The organism is Phormidesmis sp. 146-12 (assembly GCF_052939495.1).
On sequence record NZ_JBJPHS010000099.1, the window covers coordinates 1 to 21,904 of the forward strand.

Below are 21,904 nucleotides of genomic sequence, written 5' to 3' on the forward strand. Positions count from 1 at the left end.
TCTCATGAAACCCTTTCCTGCTTAGTTTTTGCAAGCTTTTGTCCTGTACTTAGGGTTGGGGGGCAGAAGCACCAAACAACGCAGCGAAAAAACTTCGTCGATCGTACCCCTTCATCTAACCTGAACCCAATGCAAACGATCGCTTCATTCCTTTAAAACATTCAGGAGCCAAAATCCAGACGAATGCCGAATTCTGACTCCTGAGCAAAGGATCAACCGATCGACAAGTTAAGGGTCGTAAGATTTGCGACTGCTGAACTTGATCTTAGCCGCTTCGGTGTTTGCGCCAATATTGCGAGGAACGCTATTGACGGCCACGCGACCTGGATTGACTTTTTCGGGGAAGACACCATCGTTAGGATGCAAATACTGAATCTCACCGTTGGGGAAAATCCGGTAGATCTTGTAGTTGGTGATCTTAAACTTGGCGCGGAGTTGTTGTCCACCTAGTGCGATCGCAAATTCCTTACGGGCAAGATACAGCAGGTTGTCGCCTTGACGCATCGTTGCAGCGCCGCCTGTAGGAAGCTCAAATACCTGTTCTTTGGGGCTAGTCCAGGTAATGGCATATTTCTCTTCGACTAGGGCTTTGGTCAGTAGTCCGCCTGTCCCGCCACCGAACAAGGGCGATTGTCCAGTAAGAGTTTCTGTCATAGGTCACGCTCTAAACGTTTTTAGGCATCCTATCACCTGGGCTTGACCTTGTTTGATGAACTGTAACAGTTGTTAGCAATTAAGGGTTATCTAATCGCGCTTCTGCGATCGCCCTCTCACATTCGACGGCCGCTCCTCGCTGGTGGGGACGACGGGAATCGTAAAGTGAAATTCTGTCCCTCGATCTTTGCCGTCTGATTCTGCCCAAATTTTGCCGCCCCAGCCTGCGATGATCTGGCGACAGATGGCCAGTCCCAATCCGGTGCCACCTGTGGTTCGCCGTAAGGCTCCTTCTTCTTGGTAGAAGCGATCGAATACGGTTTCCAGCCGATTGCGCTCGATGCCGCGTCCCGTATCTGCGACGGTAACCTGTAGCATTTTGCTGCCACTGCGCTTGGCCTGAATCGTGACGCTGCCTTTAGAATCGGTAAACTTGCAGGCGTTGTCTAGCAATTTAGAAATGACTTCGACGAGCCATTCGCCATCCACTTGCACGAGCGGCAGTTCGGCGGGTAGCTCATTGTGGATTTGGGGCAAAGGATTTTCAAACCGTCTTGCCTGAAGGCTACTCATTGCTAGATAGACGCATTCATCCAGCGGCAAAGGTTCTAAGCGCCATTCGACTCGCCCACTTTCTAATCGCGAGAGGGTGAGAAAATCTTGAATTAGCTTTCTCATACGATCGGCATCCGTCAGCGCAGAATTCAACATCACCTGACGCAAATCGGCTGACATGTCTGGCTCAGTGGCGAGACTTTCGAGACAGACTTGAATCGTCGATAAAGGCGTTCGCAGTTCGTGTCCAGTAATGGCGATCAGGTTGCTGCGGGTGCGATCGAGTGCTTCTAGCTGCTGGTTGAGATCTTCCAGGTTGGCGTAGGATTCGGCTTGAATTAAGGCAACGCCGATTTGAGTAGCGATCGCTTCCACCATCTCCAGTTCGTGGCGCTCTAATTTGTGAGGCGTGGCGTTGCAGTAGTGCAGTTCGACCATGCCCAGCAGTTGATTTTGATTGAGAACAGGCACCATTAGCCACGATCGCACCTGCCGCCCTTGAGCCAATGTTTGGAAGGGTTGAGTCAAGCGATCGTCGGTTTCGGTGTCCTCAGCATAGACAGGCTCTTGTTTTTGTAGCACTTCTTGAAAGAGGGGATTTGCCTGCAATAGCCAGGTTTCACCCAACAGCGACGTGGAACATTGAAACCCGTTCATCGGCTTCCTGGCTTTTCCGTTTCCTGGCTCCTCGGCTCCTCGACTGCCCAAAAACTCATACTCCAAAATAGCCGTTGCGTCAGTGGCTTTGCAGCGATAGATCAGACAGCGCCCCGCATTGAGAACTTGCCCCAACTCTCGAACGGCGACATTGAGGATTTCATCAGGGTTGAGCGATCGGCGCACTGCTGCGGTAATGGAATTGATCAGTCGTTCTTTGCGTTCTTTTTCGGCGATCGATCGATAGGCTTTAGAAAGCTTGTACTGTCCGGCTTGTAGATAGGTCACCAACCGTTCGGCAAACGGGCCCGGATCGACTTGATTAAATCCAGTGGATTCGTTGGCTCCAATCTGAGTTAGAACAGGCGCAATTTTTTCCACAAGTTCTGGACGATACTGCAAAATGCGGTGCAGCAGAATCTCGGCTGACTTGTAGACAGTTTGGCGATCGAACGTCCAGATTCCTTCAAATCGTCGCGACTGATCGACATGCAAATCAGGTACGCCCTGTTCGGATTCGTGAAATCGCTCTTTGCAGATCAGACAAGATGCGTACTGCTGCCCTAAGACAACGAGATGCCACTCTTTGCTCAGACCGTCGGCTGGCTCAAAGGCGATCGTTTCATACTGCTGAGAACGGTTGGCAAAATCGGTTTCGGGAGCCGCCAACACATACACCTGATCGGTGCGTTCGGCAATTCTCAAGTAGCGGTGAGATTCTTGACGATAAAACCGCTCTCGTTGAAAACTGGCAATCACTAAAGGACGATCGACCCCCGCCAAAACCTGGTCTTCCATTGCGTGGGAGAGGGCCGTCAACGAAGACTTGAAGTAAAGTTGGGGACGTACCTGGGGAAGCGCTTTGAGCAGGGTATCCAGGACTGAATCGGGGATGATCATCAATCGTTTTACAAGCCAGATTGGGTAATATCCAGCAGGCTAAGACTTGGCTCTGCGTCTTAACGGACAAACCGAACATTTCTAAGGGGTCTTCTCCGAATTAACCGCAGGTCAAGACGTAGCCACGCCAACGCATCACGGTTACTTGATTGTAAGGGGTCAGCGGGCCTCTGCCCCTATCTGCGAGTGTTTCTTAATGCTGAAGCGCGCTACTGTTCTAGGAGAACGACAGCATGGGCGGCGATCGCTTCTTCTCGCCCGACGGCATCCAGTTTTTCATTAGTCGTCGCTTTAATCCCCAGTCGATCAGGTGGCAGCTTGAGAATCGTGGAGAGGCGCGATCGCATCGATTCAATATGAGGCTTGAGTTTGGGGCGCTCTGCTACGACGACAGAATCAATATTGCCAATTTGCCAGCCTTTATCTTGAATCAATTGATGCACCTGCGCCAACAGCACCAAACTATCAGCCCCAGCCCATTTTGGGTCGGTCGGCGGAAAGTAATGTCCAATATCTCCTAGACTCAGCGCCCCCAGCATGGCATCCATAATGGCGTGAGTCAGCACATCGGCATCACTATGGCCCAACAACCCTGTTTCATGCTCAATTTTGATCCCGCCCAAAATCAGGTCACGTCCAGCTACCAGGCGATGAATGTCGTACCCGTTTCCAATCCGAATGGTCATATGATTAGCCGTTAACTTTTAGCTTTTAGCTTACAGTCCGAGGAGAAAGTCTTCGATGTGAAGTTGGTTGAGGTCTTGACGCTGCCTCATCCCTCATCCCTCATCCCTTCTTTCCATCCCTCATCCCTTTCCGTTTCTCAATCTCTGTGTCGCGAAGTTCAGCTTCCTCACTTAGCCACTTTTGGTAGAGGTCGGGTCGTCTAGTTTTGGTGCGCTCGATTTGCTGCTGTTTGCGCCAGCGATCGATCTCAGCATGATTGCCAGACCTCAAGACAGGCGGAACTTGCCATTCTCGAAACAGCGGCGGTCGCGTAAATTGAGGGTAATCGAGCAGACTCGTTTCAAAACTTTCTGATTTTAAAGACTCTTCTTTACCGATCGTTCCTGGAATCAAGCGAATCGTCCCATTCAACAACGCCAACGCGGGAATTTCTCCACAGGTCAGCACAAAATCTCCGAGTGACACTTCGCGATCGACCAGATTCAACACTCGCTCATCAATCCCTTCATAATGTCCGCAAATGATGACAAGCTGATCGTAGTTAACCGCCAGATCCCTGAGTAACGGTTGATTCATCGGTTGTCCCTGGGGCGTGACAAAAATGATTTCTCGGCGGGGCAAAACGGGCAACGATTCGACTGCCGCAAAAATTGGCTCCGGTTTCATCAACATGCCAACACCCCCACCGTAGGGTTCATCATCTACCTTACGATGCTTGTCTGTGGCAAAATCACGAGGGTTAATCAAATGGACTTCCGCGATTTGTTTTGCCAGAGCTTTACCCAACAGCCCAGAATTGAGCGGTGAGACAAAAAAGTCGGGGAAGAGAGTCACGATATCGAAGCGCATGTTTGAGTCAGGTAAAAGAGTTTTGAGGACTGGGAGCTAAGAATCATGGATTAAACAAACGTGACGCATCAAGTCGCGGCTACTCCAACAAACCCACCTTCACGGGTTAAACCATTTTTCTGATCCACAGCAGATTTGGCGTTGGTAAGTGCGGTTTGAGCCGCCCGCTAGAATGACAGGCTATAAAATCCTCGATCCCAAACGGCTGACTTCTCTATTTTCGCCCTACAGCCCCTCACCCCCAAAGTCAAGAAAGCCTGTCACATAAAAATTTTGTCAATTCCTTAAATTATGATTAATAATCTGGCATGATTCGTATTAATCAAAACTCAGAACGGTTCCCGGAAGATCGGCCCCATTAAAATGTTTCAAATAAGCCCTTAAACTGTTCCCCAGCATGACTTTCACGTCTCAGATACACAGCATGATAGAGTTAGCGTTGCAATCGTTTGAGCCAACCATGCCTCAGCCCACAAATACCGCCATTATGGTCATTGGGGGAGCAGAAGATAAAGTCCACGGGCGCGATATTCTTCGCAACTTTTTTGAGCGATCGGGCAGTCAAGACGCTCGGATCGCCATTTTGCCCTGTGCTTCACGAGAGCCGGCCGTGATTGGAGAACGATACCATACCATTTTCACGGAGATGGGCGCGAAAGCGGTAGAAGTGCTAAACATTTACGATCGGGCCCACTGTGACGATCCCTTGCTGCAAGAATATGTAGCCGACTGTACAGGCGTTTTTATGACGGGAGGCGACCAGCTAAGGCTGTGTGGCTTGCTTTCAGACACCCCCATTATGAAAATTGTGCAATCTCGCGCCCATTCAGGAGCCGTCACTCTAGCCGGAACCAGCGCCGGAGCGGCCGTAATGGGTCACCACATGATCGCAGGCGGCGGCAGCGGCGAACCGCCCAACCATTCTTTAGTCGATATGACTTACGGGCTGGGCATTATTCCAGAAGTGATTGTGGATCAGCATTTTCATAATCGCAATCGGATGGCTCGTCTGATGAGCGCGATCGCGGCCCACCCCGATCGCCTAGGGATCGGCATCGATGAAGACACCTGCGCCCTGTTTGAGGGAGACGACACCCTGCAAGTTTTGGGCAAAGGCACCGTCACGATCATTGACCCCGGCGAGTTGACCTACACCAATCAAGCTGAGGTGGGCGCGACCGATCCCTTATGTTTGTGCAATTTGAGAGTTCATATCTTAAGTCAAGGAAGCCGTTACGACTTTCGCAAGCGAGTCACCTTGACTCCCAGCCACTAACTAGACGGTTGTGTAAAATTAAGAACCGGGAGCCGCAAGTATTTGTATTTTAGAAAATTCAAAGCTTCAGATTTTGACATGAAACCCCGCTAATTCTCACTTTAACGCCCTCAATCCCCACCGCTAATGTGGTAGGTTGCCTGTAAGGTCAATTCATAATTCGTGACAGGTGATGTCATTGGTCGTGCTTGCTAAAGGCTCCGATCGGTGCTTTTTATCAGAAAGGCTTTTTGTCAGAACTGTTTGTCATGGACAGTGCGATCGCTTTTCTGCGCTTGAAACTGGATAATTGCTTGCCACAGGCGACCCCCTCTATTTGATCAATAGCCGCACCCCAGCAGCCCGTCCTTCTAACTGAGCCTTATGAAAATACTCAAGATCCAGACGTTACGTGGCCCCAACTACTGGAGCATTCGCCGACCCAAGCTTGTCGTGATGCGTCTTGACCTAGAAGAATTTGCAGAATCTCCCTCCAATCAGATTCCCGGATTTTATCAAGGTCTAGTCAGCGTCCTTCCCAGTTTGATGGAGCATTTTTGCTCGCCTGGCTGCCGGGGCGGTTTTTTGAGTCGCGTCCAGGAGGGCACGATGATGGGGCACATTATTGAACATGTCGCCCTCGAACTACAAGAACTGGCTGGAATGTCTGTCGGCTTTGGGCGCACCCGTGAAACCGCTACGCCTGGGGTCTATCAGGTTGTGATTGAATATCAGCACGAACAAGCAGGACGATATGCAGCGCGAGCAGCCGTCCGAGTTTGTCAAAGCATTGTGGCGACTGGAACCTATTCCGAAAAAGAATTAGCGCAAGACTTGAGTGACCTGCGGGACTATGCCCAAGATGGCGCGCTCGGGCCTAGTACAGAAACCCTGGTCAAAGAAGCCGAAACGAGAGGCATTCCCTGGATGGAGTTGGGCACTCGCGCTATGATCCAGCTTGGGTTTGGGGTACATCAAAAGCGACTGCAAGCCACTCTAAGCAACCGCACCAGCATTCTCGGTGTCGAACTAGCGTCTGATAAGGAAGGCACCAAGCAAATCTTGCGATCGGCGGGCGTTCCGGTTCCACGGGGTACCGTGATCAGCTATTTGGATGAGCTAGAAGGAGCCATTCAAGATCTGGGCGGCTATCCTCTAGTGATCAAGCCTTTGAATGGCAATCACGGGCGGGGGATCACGATCGACATCAACACCTGGGAAGCTGCCGAAGCTGCTTATGACGCGGCCAAAGAAGTGTCTAAAGCGGTGATTGTGGAGCGATTTTACCCCGGTCAAGATCACCGAGTTTTGGTAGTCAATGGTAGAGTAGTTGCGGTTGCTGAACGGGTGCCTGCTCATGTAATTGGCGATGGTCAGTCAAATATTTCTGAGTTGATTGAGGAAACCAACCGCGATCCGCGTCGAGGCGACGGCCACAACAACGTGTTGACCAAGATCGAACTCGATCGCACCAGTTGGGATCTGTTAGACAAAAAGGGCTACACCCTCGAAACCGTTCTGCCAGTGGGCGAGATCTGTTATCTAAGAGCAACCGCCAATTTGAGTACGGGGGGCGTGGCGATCGATCGCACCGATGATATTCACCCCGAAACGCTCTGGTTGGCGCAGCGAGTGGTCAAAATTATCGGTCTGGATATTGCTGGCATTGACATCGTAACGCCTGATATCTCTAAACCGCTGCGCGACGTGGATGGAGTGATTGTCGAAGTCAATGCGGCTCCTGGGTTTAGAATGCACGTTTGCCCCAGTGAAGGCATTCCTCGCAACGTGGCCGAACCTGTGATCGACATGCTGTTTCCACCGGGGACTCCGAGCCGAGTGCCGATCGTTGCGATTACAGGTACCAACGGCAAGACCACAACGACGCGACTGATTGCCCACATTTTTAAGCAGACGCAGCAGATTGTTGGCTACACAACCACAGACGGGACTTACATCGGTGATTATTTGGTGGAACCGGGAGACAACACAGGCCCCCAAAGTGCTCAATTGATTTTGCAAGATCCCACCGTAGAAGTGGCGGTTTTGGAGAGTGCGCGAGGCGGCATTTTGCGATCGGGTCTGGCCTTCAACGCCTGTGATGTTGGGGTAGTTCTCAATGTGGCGGCGGATCATTTGGGGTTGGGTGATATTGACACGATCGATCAGATGGCGCGAGTCAAGAGCGTTGTCGCAGAGGCGGCCATGCCCAACGGTTATGCGGTTTTGAATGCGGACGATCCTCTCGTTTCGGAGATGGCGGATCACACATCGGCTCAGATTGCCTACTTTTCGATGAATGCGGGGAATGAGTTGATTCGATCGCACACTCAAAAAGGCGGGCTGGCTGCCGTCTACGAAAATGGCTATCTGTCGATTCTCAAAGGCGACTGGACACTTCGCATCGAGCAGGCAGTGAATGTGCCGTTGACGCTGGGTGGTCGGGCCCCCTTTATGATTGCGAATGCGTTGGCGGCGAGTCTGGCGGCGTTTGCTCAAGGGGTGAGAATTGAGGATATTCGGGCGGCTCTGGTGACGTTTGAAGCGTCGGCTAAACAGACTCCTGGACGGATGAATTTGTTTAACTTAGGCAAGTTTCATGCGCTGGTCGATTATGCTCACAACCCCCACAGTTATGAAGCGCTGGGCGGCTTTGTGCGAAATTGGACAACCGGGGAGCGAGTTGGCGTGGTCGGCGGGCCGGGCGATCGTCGTGACGAAGATTTTGCAACCCTGGGTAAACTCTCGGCGGAGATCTTCGATCGCATTCTCATCAAAGAAGACGACGACACTAGAGGACGCGATCGTGGGGATGCTGCCCAACGCATTCATCAAGGCATTCAGGAAATCAGGCCCGATGCTCAGTGTGAAGTGATTCATGACGAGACGGCCGCGATTCAAAAAGCCTTGGACTCTGCAAAGCCCGGTAGTCTGGTGGTAATTTTGCCAGAAAGTGTAAGTCGAGCGATCGCTCTGATCGAAGCCCGCAACCCCATTAAAGCGATCGCCCCCACAGCCGAATCAAACGGTCATGTCAAACCGATCGCCCCTGTGAATGTGGTGGAGACGGCGCTCTCTTCGAGTTATCCACAAGGGGTTGCTTCGACCTAAATCTCAACTAAAAATCTCAACTAAAATAGACAGAACAAACGGATGGTTGATTTGCTAATCGAAACAGATCTTCCACCCGTTATTTTTGTGGCATCAAGTCGCCCGCCCAAAACGAATACAGGATATCGCTACCGACGATCGAGGCGTTTTTTCATCCCTCATCCCTCATCCCTCATCCCTCATCCCTCATCCCTCATCCCTCATCCCTCATAGTCCTGATCGCTGCCATCTTCTGCTTCTTCTGATTTTGTAATGCCTTCCTTAAAGCTTCTCAGCGTTTTACCAAAGGTGCTGCCCAATTCGGGAATCTTTTTGGGGCCAAAAATCAAAATTGCGACAACGCAAACAATGACAACCTCTGTCCAGCCTAGATTAAACATGATCGAGCAGGCTCCCGCAAAAACGACAAAACGCTAAAGTACACTTCTCAAGATTAAAAGTACACTTCTTACTATTAGAGTAGTTGATTTTGATTATTCCATCGGTTGGGCTGCGTCTAGACGAAGATCGGTCTCAACGATTTAAGTGATTAGAATTCTGTTAATCAATATGAAGTACGATCGCCGCTTTGTCCTCACATTGCTGATTGCGACCCTGACTCTGAGGGACAACGCTCAAGAAAAACTGAATTCACCCCAGAGGCGCTGACCTACAACTTCTGGAAGTTATTAAGGGCGTTGCTGAATCAGGGGATGAATTGCCTCAAAGCGAAGGGAACCCCAAGGTTCAAAGTCCCTCACTTGTGGGGGATTTAGGGGGCGAAAAGATGGACACTTCGCACAGACTCATCCAATCAGCAACGCCATCTTTCGCTACCGTTATTAATCTGGGAGAGCAAGCTAAATTGCCTACGATTGAGGGACTTTGAACCCAAAATCTGGTCTAAAAGTTCCTCAGAATTGGCAGCTTGGGGGGCAGAAGCTTGACAACGCAAAAAACAAATCTCTTCGAGTTACTCGCCAGGGGTCGAATTTACGTTTGAACAAAGCAGCATTTTGCATCTTCAGTTTATGATGCACAGTCCAAATCCGCTCTATCTCTGTCTCAGGCGAGATTAGCTCGATCGCTTCCTCTCTCTCAAAGATGATGCTTATTTTGCAGAAGAGGCTGTAGATTTCGTAGACAAACTTAATTGTGTGGGAGATGCTGTGCCATTAGATCCAACGTTATTACAGCGGATTGCTGTGTTTCGCGCACTACCAGGGTTAGGGGATTTTCTTTGTGTTACGCCTGCTCTGAGAGCGTTGCGAGTAGCCTGTCCTCAAGCTCAAATTACATTAATTGGTTTACCTACAAACAAAGGACTGGTCGATCGCTTTCCTCACTTGATCGACGAACTGATTGACTTTCCAGGCCATCCAGGGCTTCCAGAACAGTCTTCTGACTCTGAGCGGTTTGCTAAATTTCAGAAAGAGATGCGCGATCGCGGTTTTGATTTGGCGATTCAGATGCATGGGAGCGGTGTGGTGACGAATGCGATCGTGCAAGCGCTGAGTGCCCATAGAACGGCAGGATTTTTTACAACAGATTGCCCTGATCCCAATTCTTTTTTACCGTTTCAAGAGTCCGAGTCAGAAGTCAGACGTTATCTCAAACTAATCGAATTTTTAGGCATTCCATCGCAACAAGAAGGGTTAGAGTTTCCCTTAATAACAGAAGATTGGCAGAGTCTGCAAACCGTTAGAGAAACGCATGGGCTGACTCAAAATCTAACTCAAAATCTAACTCAAAATTATGTGTGCATTCATCCCGGCGCAAGTGTGCCCGATCGCCGTTGGGCCGTCGAAAACTTTGCCGCTGTGGGAGATGGTTTGACTGAACTAGGTCTGCAAGTGGTAATAACGGGATCGCTGTCTGAAGCTGCACTTGCGGAGTCTGTAGTCGAGAAAATGCAATCATCCGCCCTCAATCTAACGGGTTGCACCAGCTTGGGAACGCTGGCCGCTTTGTTGAGTCAGTCACGACTGCTAATCTGTAACGATACGGGTGTTTCTCATTTAGCCGCAGCATTACAAACCCCAAGTGTTGTTGTGTTTTCGGGATCAGATCCCCAGCGTTGGGCACCGCTTGATCAAAATCGTCATCGAGCCATTCACACTACCGTTGACGATCGTATTCTCTCCGTGATTCAACAGGCGAAACAGTTGCTTGAGGAGGATGTGTATGTTGCCCGCTGAATGGCGCACGGTGCAGAAGATTCTCGCGGTGCAGTTAGGAAATGCTGACGAATTGATCACGCTGAGTCCTGCCCTCAAACAACTCAAACGAGCCTTGCCAGACGTGATGATTACGCTGCTTTGTTCTCCTCAATCGAGTCGGGTGGCGCTCAGTTTGCCTGCGGTGGATGAGGTGCTGTTACATCGAGCATTGGCTCACCCTACAGGCACGTTGGACTGCAATTCTCTCGCCCTGTTGCCGTTGATTGAGATGTTGCGATCGGAGCAGTTTGACGCAGCGATTTTGTTTCCTCAAGATTCCCAGTCGCCTTATCCGTTGGCGTATGTGTGCTATCTGGCAGAGATTCCCATTCGCGTTGGGTGGTCAGATGAGTTTGGGGGCGGGGTGCTGTCGCATTGGGTCACGGCTCAGGGAGAGCGCCATCTGGCGCTGTTAGACGCGATCGGCTTGGGGTGCCCTTCAGATCGACAGCCGGATGTGAGTCGAGAAAGAACGTGATCCCCATGAGCATGACACGAGAAGTTTTAGCGTTCAAACGAGCCGCCAGAGTTGTCACCGAACGGGTAACTGAGTTGTTGGATGCTCAAGTATTTGTAGTGGACGATCGCACCAAAATCATCACCAGCACCCACCCCAAGTTTGTCGGACTCCCGCTCAGTCTCGTTCTATCTGATCCGTCTCCACTCCAGATTCCTTTTCACGTTGCTGGGCAGACGGGCACTATCATCGTCACAACTCTGGAAAGCGGCGAAACCATTTCTCCCAGACTGGCAAAGGTGCTGATCGAGCTAGTGGTCAGTCAGGTTGTTTTGCCGCCGCGATCGCCCAATCCTCATGAGCTTAAAAACAAGTTTATCTACGATCTGCTGAGAAACCCCGCCAGCAATGAGGGAGACGTTTTGCGAGAAGCTCAGATTTTGGGACTCGATTTTACGCGCCCTCGTGCTGTGATTTTGATTGATGCGTCAGATTATCTATCGTCGTCTCAGGGCGAACAATATGAAGTGTTAGATGCTCAGATTCAGCGACGAGTGCAATTGATTATTAGTAGTATTGTCAGCTTTTTTCATTTACCCAGTGATACCATTTGTGCTTACATTGGCAGTAGTGAAATTGCAGTTCTCAAAGCCAGCAGTACTCAAGATTTGGCAGCGTGGAGCGATCGGGCTGACCTGCCGAGCAATCAATCTTGGGCCAATTTGTCAGCTCTCAAACGGGCCAGCACTGCGTTATTAAATCGCCTCCACTGTGACACTAGCACGTTGATGAATATTGGCATTGGTCGCTATCATCCAGGCATTCAAGGATTGGCGCGATCGTATCAAGATGCTCGTGCTGCTTTATCGTTGGGTCATCGGTTTATCGGAGAAAAGCAAGTTCACTGTTTAGATGCGTTGGGAGCGGCGGCCTTTGTGGGAATTGCAGACGAAAATACAAAAGTTGATCTGGCTAAACATTTACTCAGTCCATTAGATCAAGAGCCAGAATTGATCGATACCCTACAGATCTTTTTTGCCGAAAATTGTAATCCTTCGCCCACGGCCAACAGGCTATCGATTCATCGCAATACACTCAGTTATCGACTGGATAAGATCGCTTCACTAACGGGACTGAATCCCCGTCTTTTTGATGATGCGGTGCAGATTAGATTAGCTCTTATTTTACGATCGCTTGACCAAAAGGCATACTCGTTGTGCGATCGCACAATCCTGAAACACCCAAATTCATCTCATGTTAGGCAAATGCCCAATGCATCTCAGGGTCAAATTTTAGAAGATAAAGCATCAGCAAGTTAACTGCTCGCTTTAACTGCTCACTGTGCAGAACTTCTATTTATGCAATCTCTTCGCATTCTCACCTGGCATGTACATGGGAGCTATCTCTATTATTTGGTGCAGTCGCCTCATCAGTTCTTTTTGCCCGTCAAGCCCGATCGTCCTGAAGGCTATGGCGGTAAGTTGGCTGGATTTAACTGGGGCGACAATGTACATGACCTGCCCGCAGAAGAAGTTCAACACCAAGAGTTTGACTGTATTCTGTTTCAGTCGCGCAAAAACTATCTTGAAGATCAATATGAGATCTTGTCAGAAAAGCAGCGACAGCTACCGCGCATTTATTTAGAACATGATCCGCCTCGTGACAGTCCCACGGAGACTCAGCATATTGTTGATGATCCCGATATATTGTTGGCGCATGTAACCCACTTTAATGACCTGATGTGGAACAGTGGCCGCACTCCAACTTGTGTCATTGAACATGGAGTCATCGTGCCCGAAACTGTTGAATACACAGGTGAACTGGCGCGGGGTGTGGTGGTGGTGAATGGACTCAAGCAACGAGGGCGACGACTGGGATTAGATGTCTACGATCGCGTTCGTCAAGACATCCCGATCGACTTGGTGGGAATGCAATCTCAAGCGCTAGATGGACTGGGAGAAATTCATCACGATCATCTGGCTCAATTTGAATCTCGCTACCGATTTTTCTTTAATCCGATTCGCTATACCAGTCTAGGATTGGCGGTCTGTGAGGCGATGATGTTGGGGATGCCGATTATTGGATTAGCAACCACAGAAATGGCTACGGTAATCGAAAATGGCGTTTCTGGCTATGTGGATACCAACGTCGATCGCTTAATTGAAATCATGCAAACCCTCCTCAAATCTCCTGCCGAAGCACACTATCTCAGTCGTGGTGCAAAGCGAGTGGCCCAAGAGCGATTTAACATTCAGCGATTTGTTCGAGATTGGGATCGGGCTTTTGCGCGAGTGTGCGATCGTCGTCCCATAACCCATCTTTCTATATAAACTCGTTATTCTTATCAACTTGAATTTAATGAACCTTCTCACAATGGTTGTGAATCCGGGCAGCCCCCTAAATCCCCCACGAGTGAGGGACTTTGAATGGTAACGAGCGCCTTACTCTGATCCGAAAGTCCCCCAGAATGGGGGGTTGGGGGGCAGAAGCATCAAACAACGAAGTAAAGAAAACCTATTGAAAGTCAAATGTCCCTTCACACCAACATAATTTCATGAAGCGCATTGCTTTAATTAGTGAACACGCCTCACCCTTTGGCATTCTCGGAGGAGTGGACAGTGGTGGACAAAATGTATATGTGGGACAACTCGCCAAGCACCTAGCCAAACGAGGTTATGAAGTCGATATCTTTACTCGTCGTGACCATCCCCTGTTGCCAGAGATTGCAGAATGGACTGAAGGCGTTCGGTTGATCCATGTTCCCGCTGGGCCGCCTCATGACGTTCGCAAAGAAGATCTGTTGCCCTGGATGCCAGACTTTACGGCTTATATGCTGAAGTTTTGCGCCCGTTACTCCTACGATCTGATTCACGCTAACTTTTGGATGTCTGGACTGGTAGCGGCTGAAATCAAACGCTTGCTGCATATTCCCTTTGTGATTACATTTCATGCATTGGGGCGAGTTAGACGCTTTCACCAAGGGCAGGCAGACGAATTTCCCGACGATCGCTTTGCCATTGAAGATCGTATTGTGGCTGAAGCCGATCGCATTATTGCCGAGTGTCCCCAAGATGAAGCCGACCTGACGCAACTCTACAATGCTGACCCCAACAAGATTACGCTGATTCCCTGTGGGTTTGACCCCTCTGAATTTTGGAGTCTCAATAAAGCCCTCGCCCGTGTTGCTCTGGGAATGATGCCCGACGATCGCATCGTTCTACAACTGGGTCGAATGGTGCCTCGTAAAGGCGTGGATACAGCGATTCAAGGGTTTGCTCAGTTTTGTCGTCAGTCAGAAGTGCCTGCAAAATTGGTGCTGGTGGGCGGCGAACTCACTGATCCTGACCCGCGCATTGTCAAAGAAGTAGAGCGGCTCCAAGCGATCGCGGATTTGGAAGGAGTCAGCGATCGCATTCAGTTTGTGGGACGCAAAGGGCGAGAAGTGTTGCGCTATTACTACAGTGCTGCCGACGTGTTTATCACGACACCCTGGTACGAACCGTTTGGGATTACGCCGATCGAAGCGATGTCCTGCGGAACCCCTGTGATTGGCTCAAATGTCGGCGGGGTAAAGTTTTCGGTGCGCGATGGAGAAACGGGATATCTGGTGCCAGCGAATGATTCGGGGGCGATCGCTCATCGTTTGACCCACTTGTATAATCATCCAAAATTGCTTGAAACCTTGAGCCGTCAAGCGGTACGTCGTGCCAACGAGCATTTCACCTGGCAAAAAGTAGCAGACGATGTAGCACAGCTTTATCAGTCGGTTCTAATTCGCAAAACGCCCATTGCATCCGATTCGTACACGGTGATTAATCGTGGCTTTGACAACGTGTTGAATGCAATTCAAAAATCTCAGCAATGCCTGCAAAGTGAAATCGTCAACGCTGCGGTGATTCTGAGTGATTGCTTTGTGCGAGGCGGAAAAGTCTTGCTCTGTGGGAATGGGGGCAGCGCTGCGGATGCTCAACACTGTGCGGCGGAGTTTGTGGGACGATTCAAATTAGGCGATCGTCCGGGTCTGCCCGCGTTAGCACTGACGGCTGATTCTGCGTTGCTAACGGCCTGGTCAAATGATCTCGGCTTTGATCAGATCTTTTCTCGTCAAGTCGAAGCCTTTGCTCAACCGCATGATGTCTTGATTGGCATCAGTACGAGTGGACGATCGCGCAATGTAATTCAAGCTTTTAAGTCCGCCAATCAGCGTGGCATTCGTACGATTGCTATCCTGGGCGGTAATGGAGGTGAAGTGAGGCGGTTAGCAGATTTAGCGATCGTGGTTCCTGCCAGCGATCCCCAACATATTCAAGAAGTGCAGATTGTCGTGATTCATCTACTGTGTGAACTGGTGGAGAAATGGGTCATGGAAGAGATGGGAAATACCCAGAATATTGGAGGAATGGAAAAAGCGATGGCCTCTGATATGCAGTCATTTATTCACTAATCAGTTAGGAGATAGTATGCAAGAACTCAATGGAAAAGTCGCGATCGTCACGGGTGGCGCTCAAGGATTAGGAGAAGCGATTTGTCGAACTCTGGCGGCGGCCGATGTCGTGACGATCGTTTCCGATATTCGAGAAGAACTGGCGGAAAAAGTGGCGGCAGAAATCAGCGCAGAAGGTGGGAAAGCGATCGCGCTCAAACTTGATGTCACGGACGAAAATCAGATTCTCTCAGCCGTTGAGAAGATCATTAGTCAGCATGGACATTTAGACATTCTGATCAACAATGCTGGAACGGATTTGACAGTACCCATTGAAGAGATGGGAATTCAGGATTGGGATCGGATTCTTGCCGTCAATTTACGCGCTCCCTTTATCTTGTCGAAAGCAGTCATCTCACAGATGAAGGAACGCAAAAGCGGACATATTGTTAACATCGCCTCAACCGCCTCAAAACGAGCCTGGGCAAACGCTTCCGCTTATCATGCCAGTAAATGGGGACTGCTTGGATTTAGTCACGCTTTACATGTCGAAGCGCGTCCTCATAAAGTCAAAGTGACGGCTGTGATCGCGGGGGGAATGCAAACGCCTTTTATTCTCGATCGCTTCCCCGATACGCCACTCGAAAATCTGCAAGACCCCAAAAATGTAGCTGAGACGATTCGCTTTATTCTCACCCAACCTGCCGAAACAGTGATTCCTGAAGTGATGGTTGTGCCGATGAACGAAACATCCTATCCTTGAGTCAACCTCTGTAGATGAGCTATGGTTCCTGCTGTTTTCTTAGATAAAGATGGCACGCTAATTCCTGATATTCCTTACAATGTTGATCCTGATCTCATTACTTTGTCTTTTGGGGCAGAAGAAGCGTTGCGATCGCTGCATCAGTCTGGTTTCAAACTCATCATTGTTTCTAATCAATCAGGTGTTGCGCGAGGATTCTTCTCAGAAACAGAGTTGTCATTCGTTGAGCAGAAAATTCGTGAGTTGTTAGACGCGATCGACGTGCCGCTGACGGGCTTCTATTACTGTCCCCATCATCTCTCTGGGAAAATTGCCAAGTACGCGATCGCCTGCAACTGTCGCAAACCTAGCCCCGGAATGCTTGTCAAAGCAGCCCAAAAACACAGCATTGATTTGCAGCGATCGTGGATGATTGGAGACATTCTCAACGACATCGAAGCCGGACATCGTGCGGGGTGCAAAACGATTCTCATCGACAACGGCAACGAGACGGAATGGGTTCTCTCACCACAGCGAGTGCCCCACCATAAAGTGACTGATTTAATCGAGGCCGCCAACCAAATTCTCCAATGAAGGAACTTGCTCATTTTCTCGATCGCTTACCTCATCTCCAGATTTTGGTGATTGGGGAAGCCATGCTCGATCGCTATCTCGAAGGGTCGGCTACTCGCTTGTGTCAGGAGGCTCCTGTTCCCGTCGTTACGCTGTCACAGGTGCAAAATCTGCCTGGAGGAGCCGCTAACACTGCCGTCAATCTTCGCAGTTGGGGTTGTCAGGTGCGCTTGTTTTCAGTCATTGGAGACGATTGGGAAGGAACGCTACTTCGTCAGGCTTTGCTCAAACAAGATGTGAACACGGATCAAATTTTGGGAGATGCTAATCGATCGACGCTGACAAAACAAAGAATTTTGGACGGTGCAAAACTATTGTTACGACTGGATCAGGGCACCACTGAAGCGATTTCACCCGATTTAGAACAGCAGCTTATTGATCATCTCAGCGATCGCTTTTCTGATTGTGATGCCATGATCATTTCTGATTACGGTTACGGTATTTTGACTCCTCGAATCATTCACACGATCGCTCACCTTCAATTACAAAATCCGAAACCGATCGTCGTCGATGCCAAACAGTTATCGGCTTATCGAAATGTCGGTGTAACGGCCGTCAAACCCAACTATCATCAGGTTTTGCAACTTTTGGGCGAAACGGATATCAGCCAACAATCTCGCGCCGATTGGGTCGCCACACAAGCCGACTGGATCTTGAATCTCACCGGAGCGCAACTGGCCGCTGTTACCCTGGATCGAGACGGAGCGGTGATTCTGCAACGCGATCGCCCGCCCTACCGCATCTACGCCAAACCTTCTCCTCAAACGCGCACGATCGGCGCAGGAGACACCTTTAGCGCTATGTTGACTGCCGCCCTCGCCACCAAAGTTTCTCCCCTGGTTGCCGCCGATTTTGCGGCGGCTGCGGCCGCGATCGTCGTTCGTAAAGAAGCAACTTCTACCTGTACGATCGAAGAGTTGTCTGCTTATTTTTTGGGAATTCAGAACGATCGCAGCAAAGTTGTAAATTGACGTGAATTTTTTGCTTCGTTATTAATGTCTTCTGCCCCCCAACCCCCCAATTTGGGGGACTTTCAGACATTTAGAGGGCAACCTGACTCTTTAATCGAATCGAAGAACTTCATCAAATTCGTGTTGCCTCGATCGCCCATCCTTCATCCCTTCTCTAGCTCATCACCCAATCGACCAGCAGGCGCACTCCATACCCTGTTGCCCCAGAGCCGTTGTAGCCGTTTTCCTTATCTGCCCAAACCGGCCCCGCAACATCCAAATGGGCCCAGGGAGTTTCTTTAACGAACTGCTTTAAGAAGATCGCCGCACTGATGGCACCGCCCGCACGAGCGCCCGTGTTTTTCATGTCCGCAATGCCCGACTTCATACTTTCAAAGTACTTTTCTTCCATTGGCATCCGCCAAATTTTTTCGCCCGTCGCTTCAGACGCTTTTAGAAACTGATTGGCAACTTCATCATCAGGACTCCACAGTCCCGCAATGTCATCTCCCAGGGCAACGACGCAGGCTCCCGTTAAAGTAGCGAGGTCAACGATCGCTTCCACGCCCAATTTCTCGGCATAGACGAGCGCATCTGCTAAAGTCAATCGTCCTTCTGCATCGGTGTTGTTGATCTCGATCGTCTTGCCATTAGACGCGGTGAGAATGTCGCCAGGGTGAACCGCTCGGCCGCTAATCATATTCTCAGTAGCGGCGACAATGAAGTGAATCTCAACATCGGGTTTGATTTGAGCGATCGCTTTGGCTGCTCCCAGAGTGGCACCCGCTCCGCCCATGTCAGTCTTCATCATTTCGATGCCGCTGCCGGCCCCTTTGATATTCAGCCCACCCGAATCGAAGGTTAGCCCTTTGCCAATGATCGCCAGTTTGCGTCGGGGCGTTCCTTCAGGTTTGTAAGTGAGATGAATGAATTTTGGCGGCAAATCGGAGGCTTGAGCGACCCCCAAAAAGGCACCCATTCCCAACTTTTCACAATCCTCTTTTTCGAGAATTTCGACATGCAACCCGTAGTCTTGAGCGATCGTCTGTGCTGTTTCTGCCAGGGTGATCGGCGTGACATAGTTTGCCGGAGCCGCGACCAATTCTCTCGCCAAAAATACCCCCGAAACGACCTTGTGCGCCTGATCAATAGCAGCATCCTGATCTGCTAAACCGAGAAGATGCACTTCGTCGATCGTCGGTTTGTCGTCTGGCTCTGACTTAAAGCGGTGGTCTACAAAGAGAGCGAGTTCGATTCCTTCGGCGATCGCTTCTGCGGTCAAAGCAGCGTCTCCATTCCACACAGGCAGGCTGATTCCCAAGGTTTTGCAGCGTTCTTTTTTGGCAAGTTTGGCACTGGCGGCGGCGGCACGTCTCAAACCATCCAACTTTAGTGCGTCTGATTTGCCCAATCCCACCAAAATCAGCTTGCGAATGGGGCTACCCACAACTCTTGTAGAGACAGTGCTGCCAGGTTTGCCCTTAAATTCAAAATCAGCGACCAAATCTTTAATCGTGCCAGACAGCTTTTCGTCCAGGGCTGCCAGTTCACCCGTGAGTTCGATTTCGTCTTCAAAAATGCCGATCGCCAGACCATCTCCTGACCAGTCGAGCCGCGAAGTTCCCGTTGCTTGTAGCTTCATTACTTACCTTTCTGCTTGGATTCAGTACTGATTTCCAGTATCGATCAAAATTTGGGAAGCGCGGGGCAGATTTGTGACTCAGGCGGATTGTTCACGGCGCAAAATCTCTTCTAGCATCATAGACTGACGATCGACAATGCCAACGAGACGATCGATCTGTCTATCTCGAACTCTAGCCGCTTCATCTAGCTTTGTATTGGTCTCTTTAATGTTGGCATTGGTCTCTTTAATGTTGACATTGGTCTCTTTAATGTTGGCATTGGTCTCTTTAATGTTGACATTGGTCTCTTTAATACCCGCGATCGTTTGCTCAATTCTGTCGCCTAGCTGGTCAAGCTTGATGCCCAATTGCCGATTCGCTTCTTTAATTTCGACGAAACCATAAGTCACAACTTCAGTCAATCTGCCAACTTGGTCGATCAGAATATCAATTTTGCTTTCGGGTAGTCCATTTTCGGTTGTCATGAGTTTTGGCTAGAAAAATAGGTGAAAGCATTTTAGTACCAAACAAGTTCGGGCTCTCCTAGACTTCGTGTGATAATTGTAGAGTAATGTACATTTCGAGGTTGGGGTATGGACATCTACCTGGATACACTCCTTCACTTACCCTACGTCGCCGTCGATGGTTGTCATGAAGCCGATGGAGTCGTTTTTTTGAAACTTAAATGTCTCGGCGTTGCATAATGGAGGGATGAATGAGGGTGTTGTACTATGCAGTGTCGATACTGTGGGTCTACTGAGGTTCGCCAGAACGGGAAACGACGAGGCAAGCAAAATCATATCTGTCGCGCCTGCGGTCGCCAATTTATTGAAGGCTATGACCCACCCAAAGGCTACAGCGCAGCAACCAAGCAGGATTGCTTGATGCGTTACGTCAACGGCATGGGATTTCGCGCGATTGAGCGCTGTACTGGCGTGCATCATACAACCGTGATTCATTGGGTCAAGCAACTCGGACAGCAACTGCCGGATGCCCCACAGGAGTCGGAGATTCCAGAGGTGGGAGAACTCGACGAACTAGAAACCTTTGTCGGGTCAAAAAAAACAAAATTTGGATCTGGACAGCCGTGAACCATTTCCGGGCGGGCATTCTCGCTTGGGTGGGGGGAGTCACAGCGCAGAGACGTTCAAACCCTTGTGGCAGATTGTCTGTTGCTGGCATTGCTACTTCTATGTCACCGATGGCTGGAAGGTTTATCCCGGTTTTATTGAGGAAGGCGACCACCTTGTGAGCAAGACGTACATGACGAGAGTCGAAGGCGAGAATACCCGCTTACGTCACGACTTAGCTCGATTGCATCGCCAGACCTTGTGTTACTCCAAGTCGGTCGAAATGCTAAAGCATTCGCTGCGATTGCTCCTCCATTACCTAAAGTATTGGTCAATACCCGTACTCACTTGATTCATCCCTTTGTTCAGCAACGCCATGTCTCAATCAAACCATTGCTTGCCCCGATTGTGGAGCGACCTTAGATTGGATTAATCAAACCACCACAGTGCTGATTCGGGACTTGCCGGTCTTTGGCAAGCCGGTCTATCTTCAAGTTCCCCGACGGCAGTTTCAGTGTGAACACTGTCAACAATTTCATAGCGAAGTCTTGGAGTTTATGAGTGGGCGACATGCCTATACGCCTCGTTATGCCCAAGCGATTTACGAACAAGTGAAGCAATCCAGTTTGGAGGAGGTGAGCCGCCGAGAAGGGCTGGGCATTGCCACCGTGCGCCAGATTTTTGATGCCCAGGCGGTTCATACCATAAAAAAGTTGAGCCATTGCCGGAACGTTTAAGCTTGGATGAATTTAGTCAGCACAAGGGGCATCAAGATTTTGTCACAACCGTCGTGGACATCGACCAACATACCCTACTGGATGTACTGGACAGCCACAAACAAGAGGAGGTGAAAGCCATGCTGGAAGCCTATCCTCTCGAAGTCAGAGCAGGGGTGAAAGAAGTGAGTGTGGATAGGTGGGGCGGCTACACCGCAGTCATTGAGGCGGTGTTTCCCAACGCCAAGATTGTCTATGACCGCTTTCATGGGATGCAACATATCAATCGGGAGTTAAATCATTTAAGACGACAGATGAAGGTGAAATTCAAAGGATTACCGCATTTACTGTGGAAGAATCGACACTCCCATAGCAATCAGGTTAAACTCAGCGGAGCAGTCACCCACTCCGCTGGTCTTCAAAAC

At 49.9% G+C, this 21,904-nt stretch carries 19 protein-coding genes and 1 pseudogene; 13 read left to right on the forward strand and 7 right to left on the reverse strand.

The genetic code is table 11. The features are described 5' to 3' along the window. Positions 1–228 precede the first annotated feature (228 nt). From psaD to trmD, 4 genes are all read right to left on the reverse strand, one after another. Positions 229–654 (reverse strand): photosystem I reaction center subunit II, encoded by a 426-nt coding sequence (gene psaD / locus ACKFKF_RS27745; protein ID WP_446870605.1) that lies wholly within the window; start codon positions 652–654, stop codon positions 229–231. Between the two features lie 90 nt (positions 655–744). Further along, positions 745–2,766, reverse strand: coding sequence for a DICT sensory domain-containing protein (locus ACKFKF_RS27750; protein WP_446870606.1), 2,022 nt, complete (start codon positions 2,764–2,766; stop codon positions 745–747). Between the two features lie 209 nt (positions 2,767–2,975). Then, positions 2,976–3,452 carry a 2-C-methyl-D-erythritol 2,4-cyclodiphosphate synthase gene (gene ispF, locus ACKFKF_RS27755; RefSeq protein WP_446870607.1) on the reverse strand — a complete coding sequence of 159 codons (477 nt, stop codon included), beginning with the start codon at positions 3,450–3,452 and terminating at the stop codon, positions 2,976–2,978. A 100-nt stretch (positions 3,453–3,552) separates the two neighbouring features. Beyond that, positions 3,553–4,302: a tRNA (guanosine(37)-N1)-methyltransferase TrmD gene (gene trmD / locus ACKFKF_RS27760; RefSeq protein WP_446858582.1), complete on the reverse strand. Its 750-nt coding sequence runs from the start codon at positions 4,300–4,302 to the stop codon at positions 3,553–3,555. Between the two features lie 460 nt (positions 4,303–4,762). On the opposite strand from trmD, the gene ACKFKF_RS27765 reads away from it, so the two are divergent. After that, positions 4,763–5,578, forward strand: coding sequence for a cyanophycinase (locus tag ACKFKF_RS27765; protein ID WP_446870608.1), 816 nt, complete (start codon positions 4,763–4,765; stop codon positions 5,576–5,578). Between the two features lie 363 nt (positions 5,579–5,941). Then, positions 5,942–8,668, forward strand: a complete 2,727-nt coding sequence (gene cphA, locus ACKFKF_RS27770; RefSeq protein WP_446870609.1) for a cyanophycin synthetase — start codon at positions 5,942–5,944, stop codon at positions 8,666–8,668. 200 nt (positions 8,669–8,868) lie between these two features. Here cphA and ACKFKF_RS27775 read toward each other — a convergent pair whose 3' ends face one another. After that, complete coding sequence (locus ACKFKF_RS27775; protein WP_446858579.1) at positions 8,869–9,048, reverse strand: Sec-independent protein translocase subunit TatA/TatB; 180 nt, start codon at positions 9,046–9,048, stop codon at positions 8,869–8,871. A gap of 768 nt (positions 9,049–9,816) precedes the next feature. Here ACKFKF_RS27775 and ACKFKF_RS27780 point away from each other — a divergent pair. The 8 genes from ACKFKF_RS27780 (at position 9,817) to ACKFKF_RS27815 (ending at position 18,092) form a co-directional block, all read left to right on the forward strand. Further along, positions 9,817–10,845: a glycosyltransferase family 9 protein gene (locus ACKFKF_RS27780; RefSeq protein ID WP_446870610.1), complete on the forward strand. Its 1,029-nt coding sequence runs from the start codon at positions 9,817–9,819 to the stop codon at positions 10,843–10,845. Then, a complete protein-coding gene (locus ACKFKF_RS27785; RefSeq protein WP_446870611.1) occupies positions 10,832–11,344 on the forward strand; it encodes a glycosyltransferase family 9 protein in 513 nt (170 codons plus the stop codon). Before ACKFKF_RS27780 ends, ACKFKF_RS27785 begins: the two co-directional genes overlap by 14 nt. A 5-nt stretch (positions 11,345–11,349) precedes the next feature. Further along, positions 11,350–12,642 carry a PucR family transcriptional regulator gene (locus tag ACKFKF_RS27790; RefSeq protein WP_446858576.1) on the forward strand — a complete coding sequence of 431 codons (1,293 nt, stop codon included), beginning with the start codon at positions 11,350–11,352 and terminating at the stop codon, positions 12,640–12,642. 39 nt (positions 12,643–12,681) lie between these two features. After that, entirely contained in the window at positions 12,682–13,653 is a 972-nt protein-coding gene (locus ACKFKF_RS27795; protein ID WP_446870612.1) for a glycosyltransferase, read from the forward strand. A 224-nt stretch (positions 13,654–13,877) separates the two neighbouring features. Next, the gene (locus ACKFKF_RS27800; RefSeq protein ID WP_446870613.1) at positions 13,878–15,767 is read left to right on the forward strand and encodes a glycosyltransferase; all 1,890 of its coding nucleotides are present in this window, start codon (positions 13,878–13,880) and stop codon (positions 15,765–15,767) included. A 16-nt stretch (positions 15,768–15,783) separates the two neighbouring features. Further along, the gene (locus tag ACKFKF_RS27805) at positions 15,784–16,509 is read left to right on the forward strand and encodes an SDR family oxidoreductase (RefSeq protein WP_446870614.1); all 726 of its coding nucleotides are present in this window, start codon (positions 15,784–15,786) and stop codon (positions 16,507–16,509) included. A 21-nt stretch (positions 16,510–16,530) separates the two neighbouring features. Continuing rightward, positions 16,531–17,082, forward strand: a complete 552-nt coding sequence (locus ACKFKF_RS27810) for a D-glycero-alpha-D-manno-heptose-1,7-bisphosphate 7-phosphatase (protein ID WP_446870615.1) — start codon at positions 16,531–16,533, stop codon at positions 17,080–17,082. Further along, a complete protein-coding gene (locus tag ACKFKF_RS27815) occupies positions 17,079–18,092 on the forward strand; it encodes a bifunctional heptose 7-phosphate kinase/heptose 1-phosphate adenyltransferase (RefSeq protein WP_446870616.1) in 1,014 nt (337 codons plus the stop codon). The genes ACKFKF_RS27810 and ACKFKF_RS27815 overlap by 4 nt, the downstream gene beginning before the upstream one ends. 154 nt (positions 18,093–18,246) lie before the next feature. Here the strand turns inward: ACKFKF_RS27815 and ACKFKF_RS27820 are convergent, their stop codons facing one another. Beyond that, on the reverse strand, positions 18,247–19,713 hold the full coding sequence (locus tag ACKFKF_RS27820) for a leucyl aminopeptidase (RefSeq protein ID WP_446870617.1): 1,467 nt from the start codon (positions 19,711–19,713) through the stop codon (positions 18,247–18,249). Positions 19,714–19,791: 78 nt separating this feature from the next. After that, positions 19,792–20,178, reverse strand: a complete 387-nt coding sequence (locus ACKFKF_RS27825; protein ID WP_446870618.1) for a hypothetical protein — start codon at positions 20,176–20,178, stop codon at positions 19,792–19,794. 246 nt (positions 20,179–20,424) lie between these two features. Between ACKFKF_RS27825 and ACKFKF_RS27830 the strand changes: the two are divergent. From ACKFKF_RS27830 to ACKFKF_RS27840, 3 genes and pseudogenes are all read left to right on the forward strand, one after another. Then, positions 20,425–21,115, forward strand: a pseudogene (locus ACKFKF_RS27830) (IS1 family transposase). Positions 21,116–21,155: 40 nt separating this feature from the next. Then, a complete protein-coding gene (locus ACKFKF_RS27835) occupies positions 21,156–21,500 on the forward strand; it encodes a transposase family protein (protein WP_446870620.1) in 345 nt (114 codons plus the stop codon). Beyond that, positions 21,485–21,904: transposase (locus tag ACKFKF_RS27840; RefSeq protein WP_446870619.1), on the forward strand; the 420-nt coding region annotated here is incomplete at its 3' end. The genes ACKFKF_RS27835 and ACKFKF_RS27840, both read left to right, overlap by 16 nt.

What these genes read in the sequence shown, in the direction of transcription:
- psaD (WP_446870605.1), bottom strand. Translation starts at nt 654, where the DNA reads ATGACAGAAACTCTTACTGGACAATCGCCCTTGTTCGGTGGCGGGACA.
- ACKFKF_RS27750 (WP_446870606.1), bottom strand. Translation starts at nt 2,766, where the DNA reads ATGATCATCCCCGATTCAGTCCTGGATACCCTGCTCAAAGCGCTTCCC.
- ispF (WP_446870607.1), bottom strand. Translation starts at nt 3,452, where the DNA reads ATGACCATTCGGATTGGAAACGGGTACGACATTCATCGCCTGGTAGCT.
- trmD (WP_446858582.1), bottom strand. Translation starts at nt 4,302, where the DNA reads ATGCGCTTCGATATCGTGACTCTCTTCCCCGACTTTTTTGTCTCACCG.
- ACKFKF_RS27765 (WP_446870608.1), top strand. Translation starts at nt 4,763, where the DNA reads ATGCCTCAGCCCACAAATACCGCCATTATGGTCATTGGGGGAGCAGAA.
- cphA (WP_446870609.1), top strand. Translation starts at nt 5,942, where the DNA reads ATGAAAATACTCAAGATCCAGACGTTACGTGGCCCCAACTACTGGAGC.
- ACKFKF_RS27775 (WP_446858579.1), bottom strand. Translation starts at nt 9,048, where the DNA reads ATGTTTAATCTAGGCTGGACAGAGGTTGTCATTGTTTGCGTTGTCGCA.
- ACKFKF_RS27785 (WP_446870611.1), top strand. Translation starts at nt 10,832, where the DNA reads ATGTTGCCCGCTGAATGGCGCACGGTGCAGAAGATTCTCGCGGTGCAG.
- ACKFKF_RS27790 (WP_446858576.1), top strand. Translation starts at nt 11,350, where the DNA reads ATGAGCATGACACGAGAAGTTTTAGCGTTCAAACGAGCCGCCAGAGTT.
- ACKFKF_RS27795 (WP_446870612.1), top strand. Translation starts at nt 12,682, where the DNA reads ATGCAATCTCTTCGCATTCTCACCTGGCATGTACATGGGAGCTATCTC.
- ACKFKF_RS27800 (WP_446870613.1), top strand. Translation starts at nt 13,878, where the DNA reads ATGAAGCGCATTGCTTTAATTAGTGAACACGCCTCACCCTTTGGCATT.
- ACKFKF_RS27805 (WP_446870614.1), top strand. Translation starts at nt 15,784, where the DNA reads ATGCAAGAACTCAATGGAAAAGTCGCGATCGTCACGGGTGGCGCTCAA.
- ACKFKF_RS27810 (WP_446870615.1), top strand. Translation starts at nt 16,531, where the DNA reads ATGGTTCCTGCTGTTTTCTTAGATAAAGATGGCACGCTAATTCCTGAT.
- ACKFKF_RS27815 (WP_446870616.1), top strand. Translation starts at nt 17,079, where the DNA reads ATGAAGGAACTTGCTCATTTTCTCGATCGCTTACCTCATCTCCAGATT.
- ACKFKF_RS27820 (WP_446870617.1), bottom strand. Translation starts at nt 19,713, where the DNA reads ATGAAGCTACAAGCAACGGGAACTTCGCGGCTCGACTGGTCAGGAGAT.
- ACKFKF_RS27825 (WP_446870618.1), bottom strand. Translation starts at nt 20,178, where the DNA reads ATGACAACCGAAAATGGACTACCCGAAAGCAAAATTGATATTCTGATC.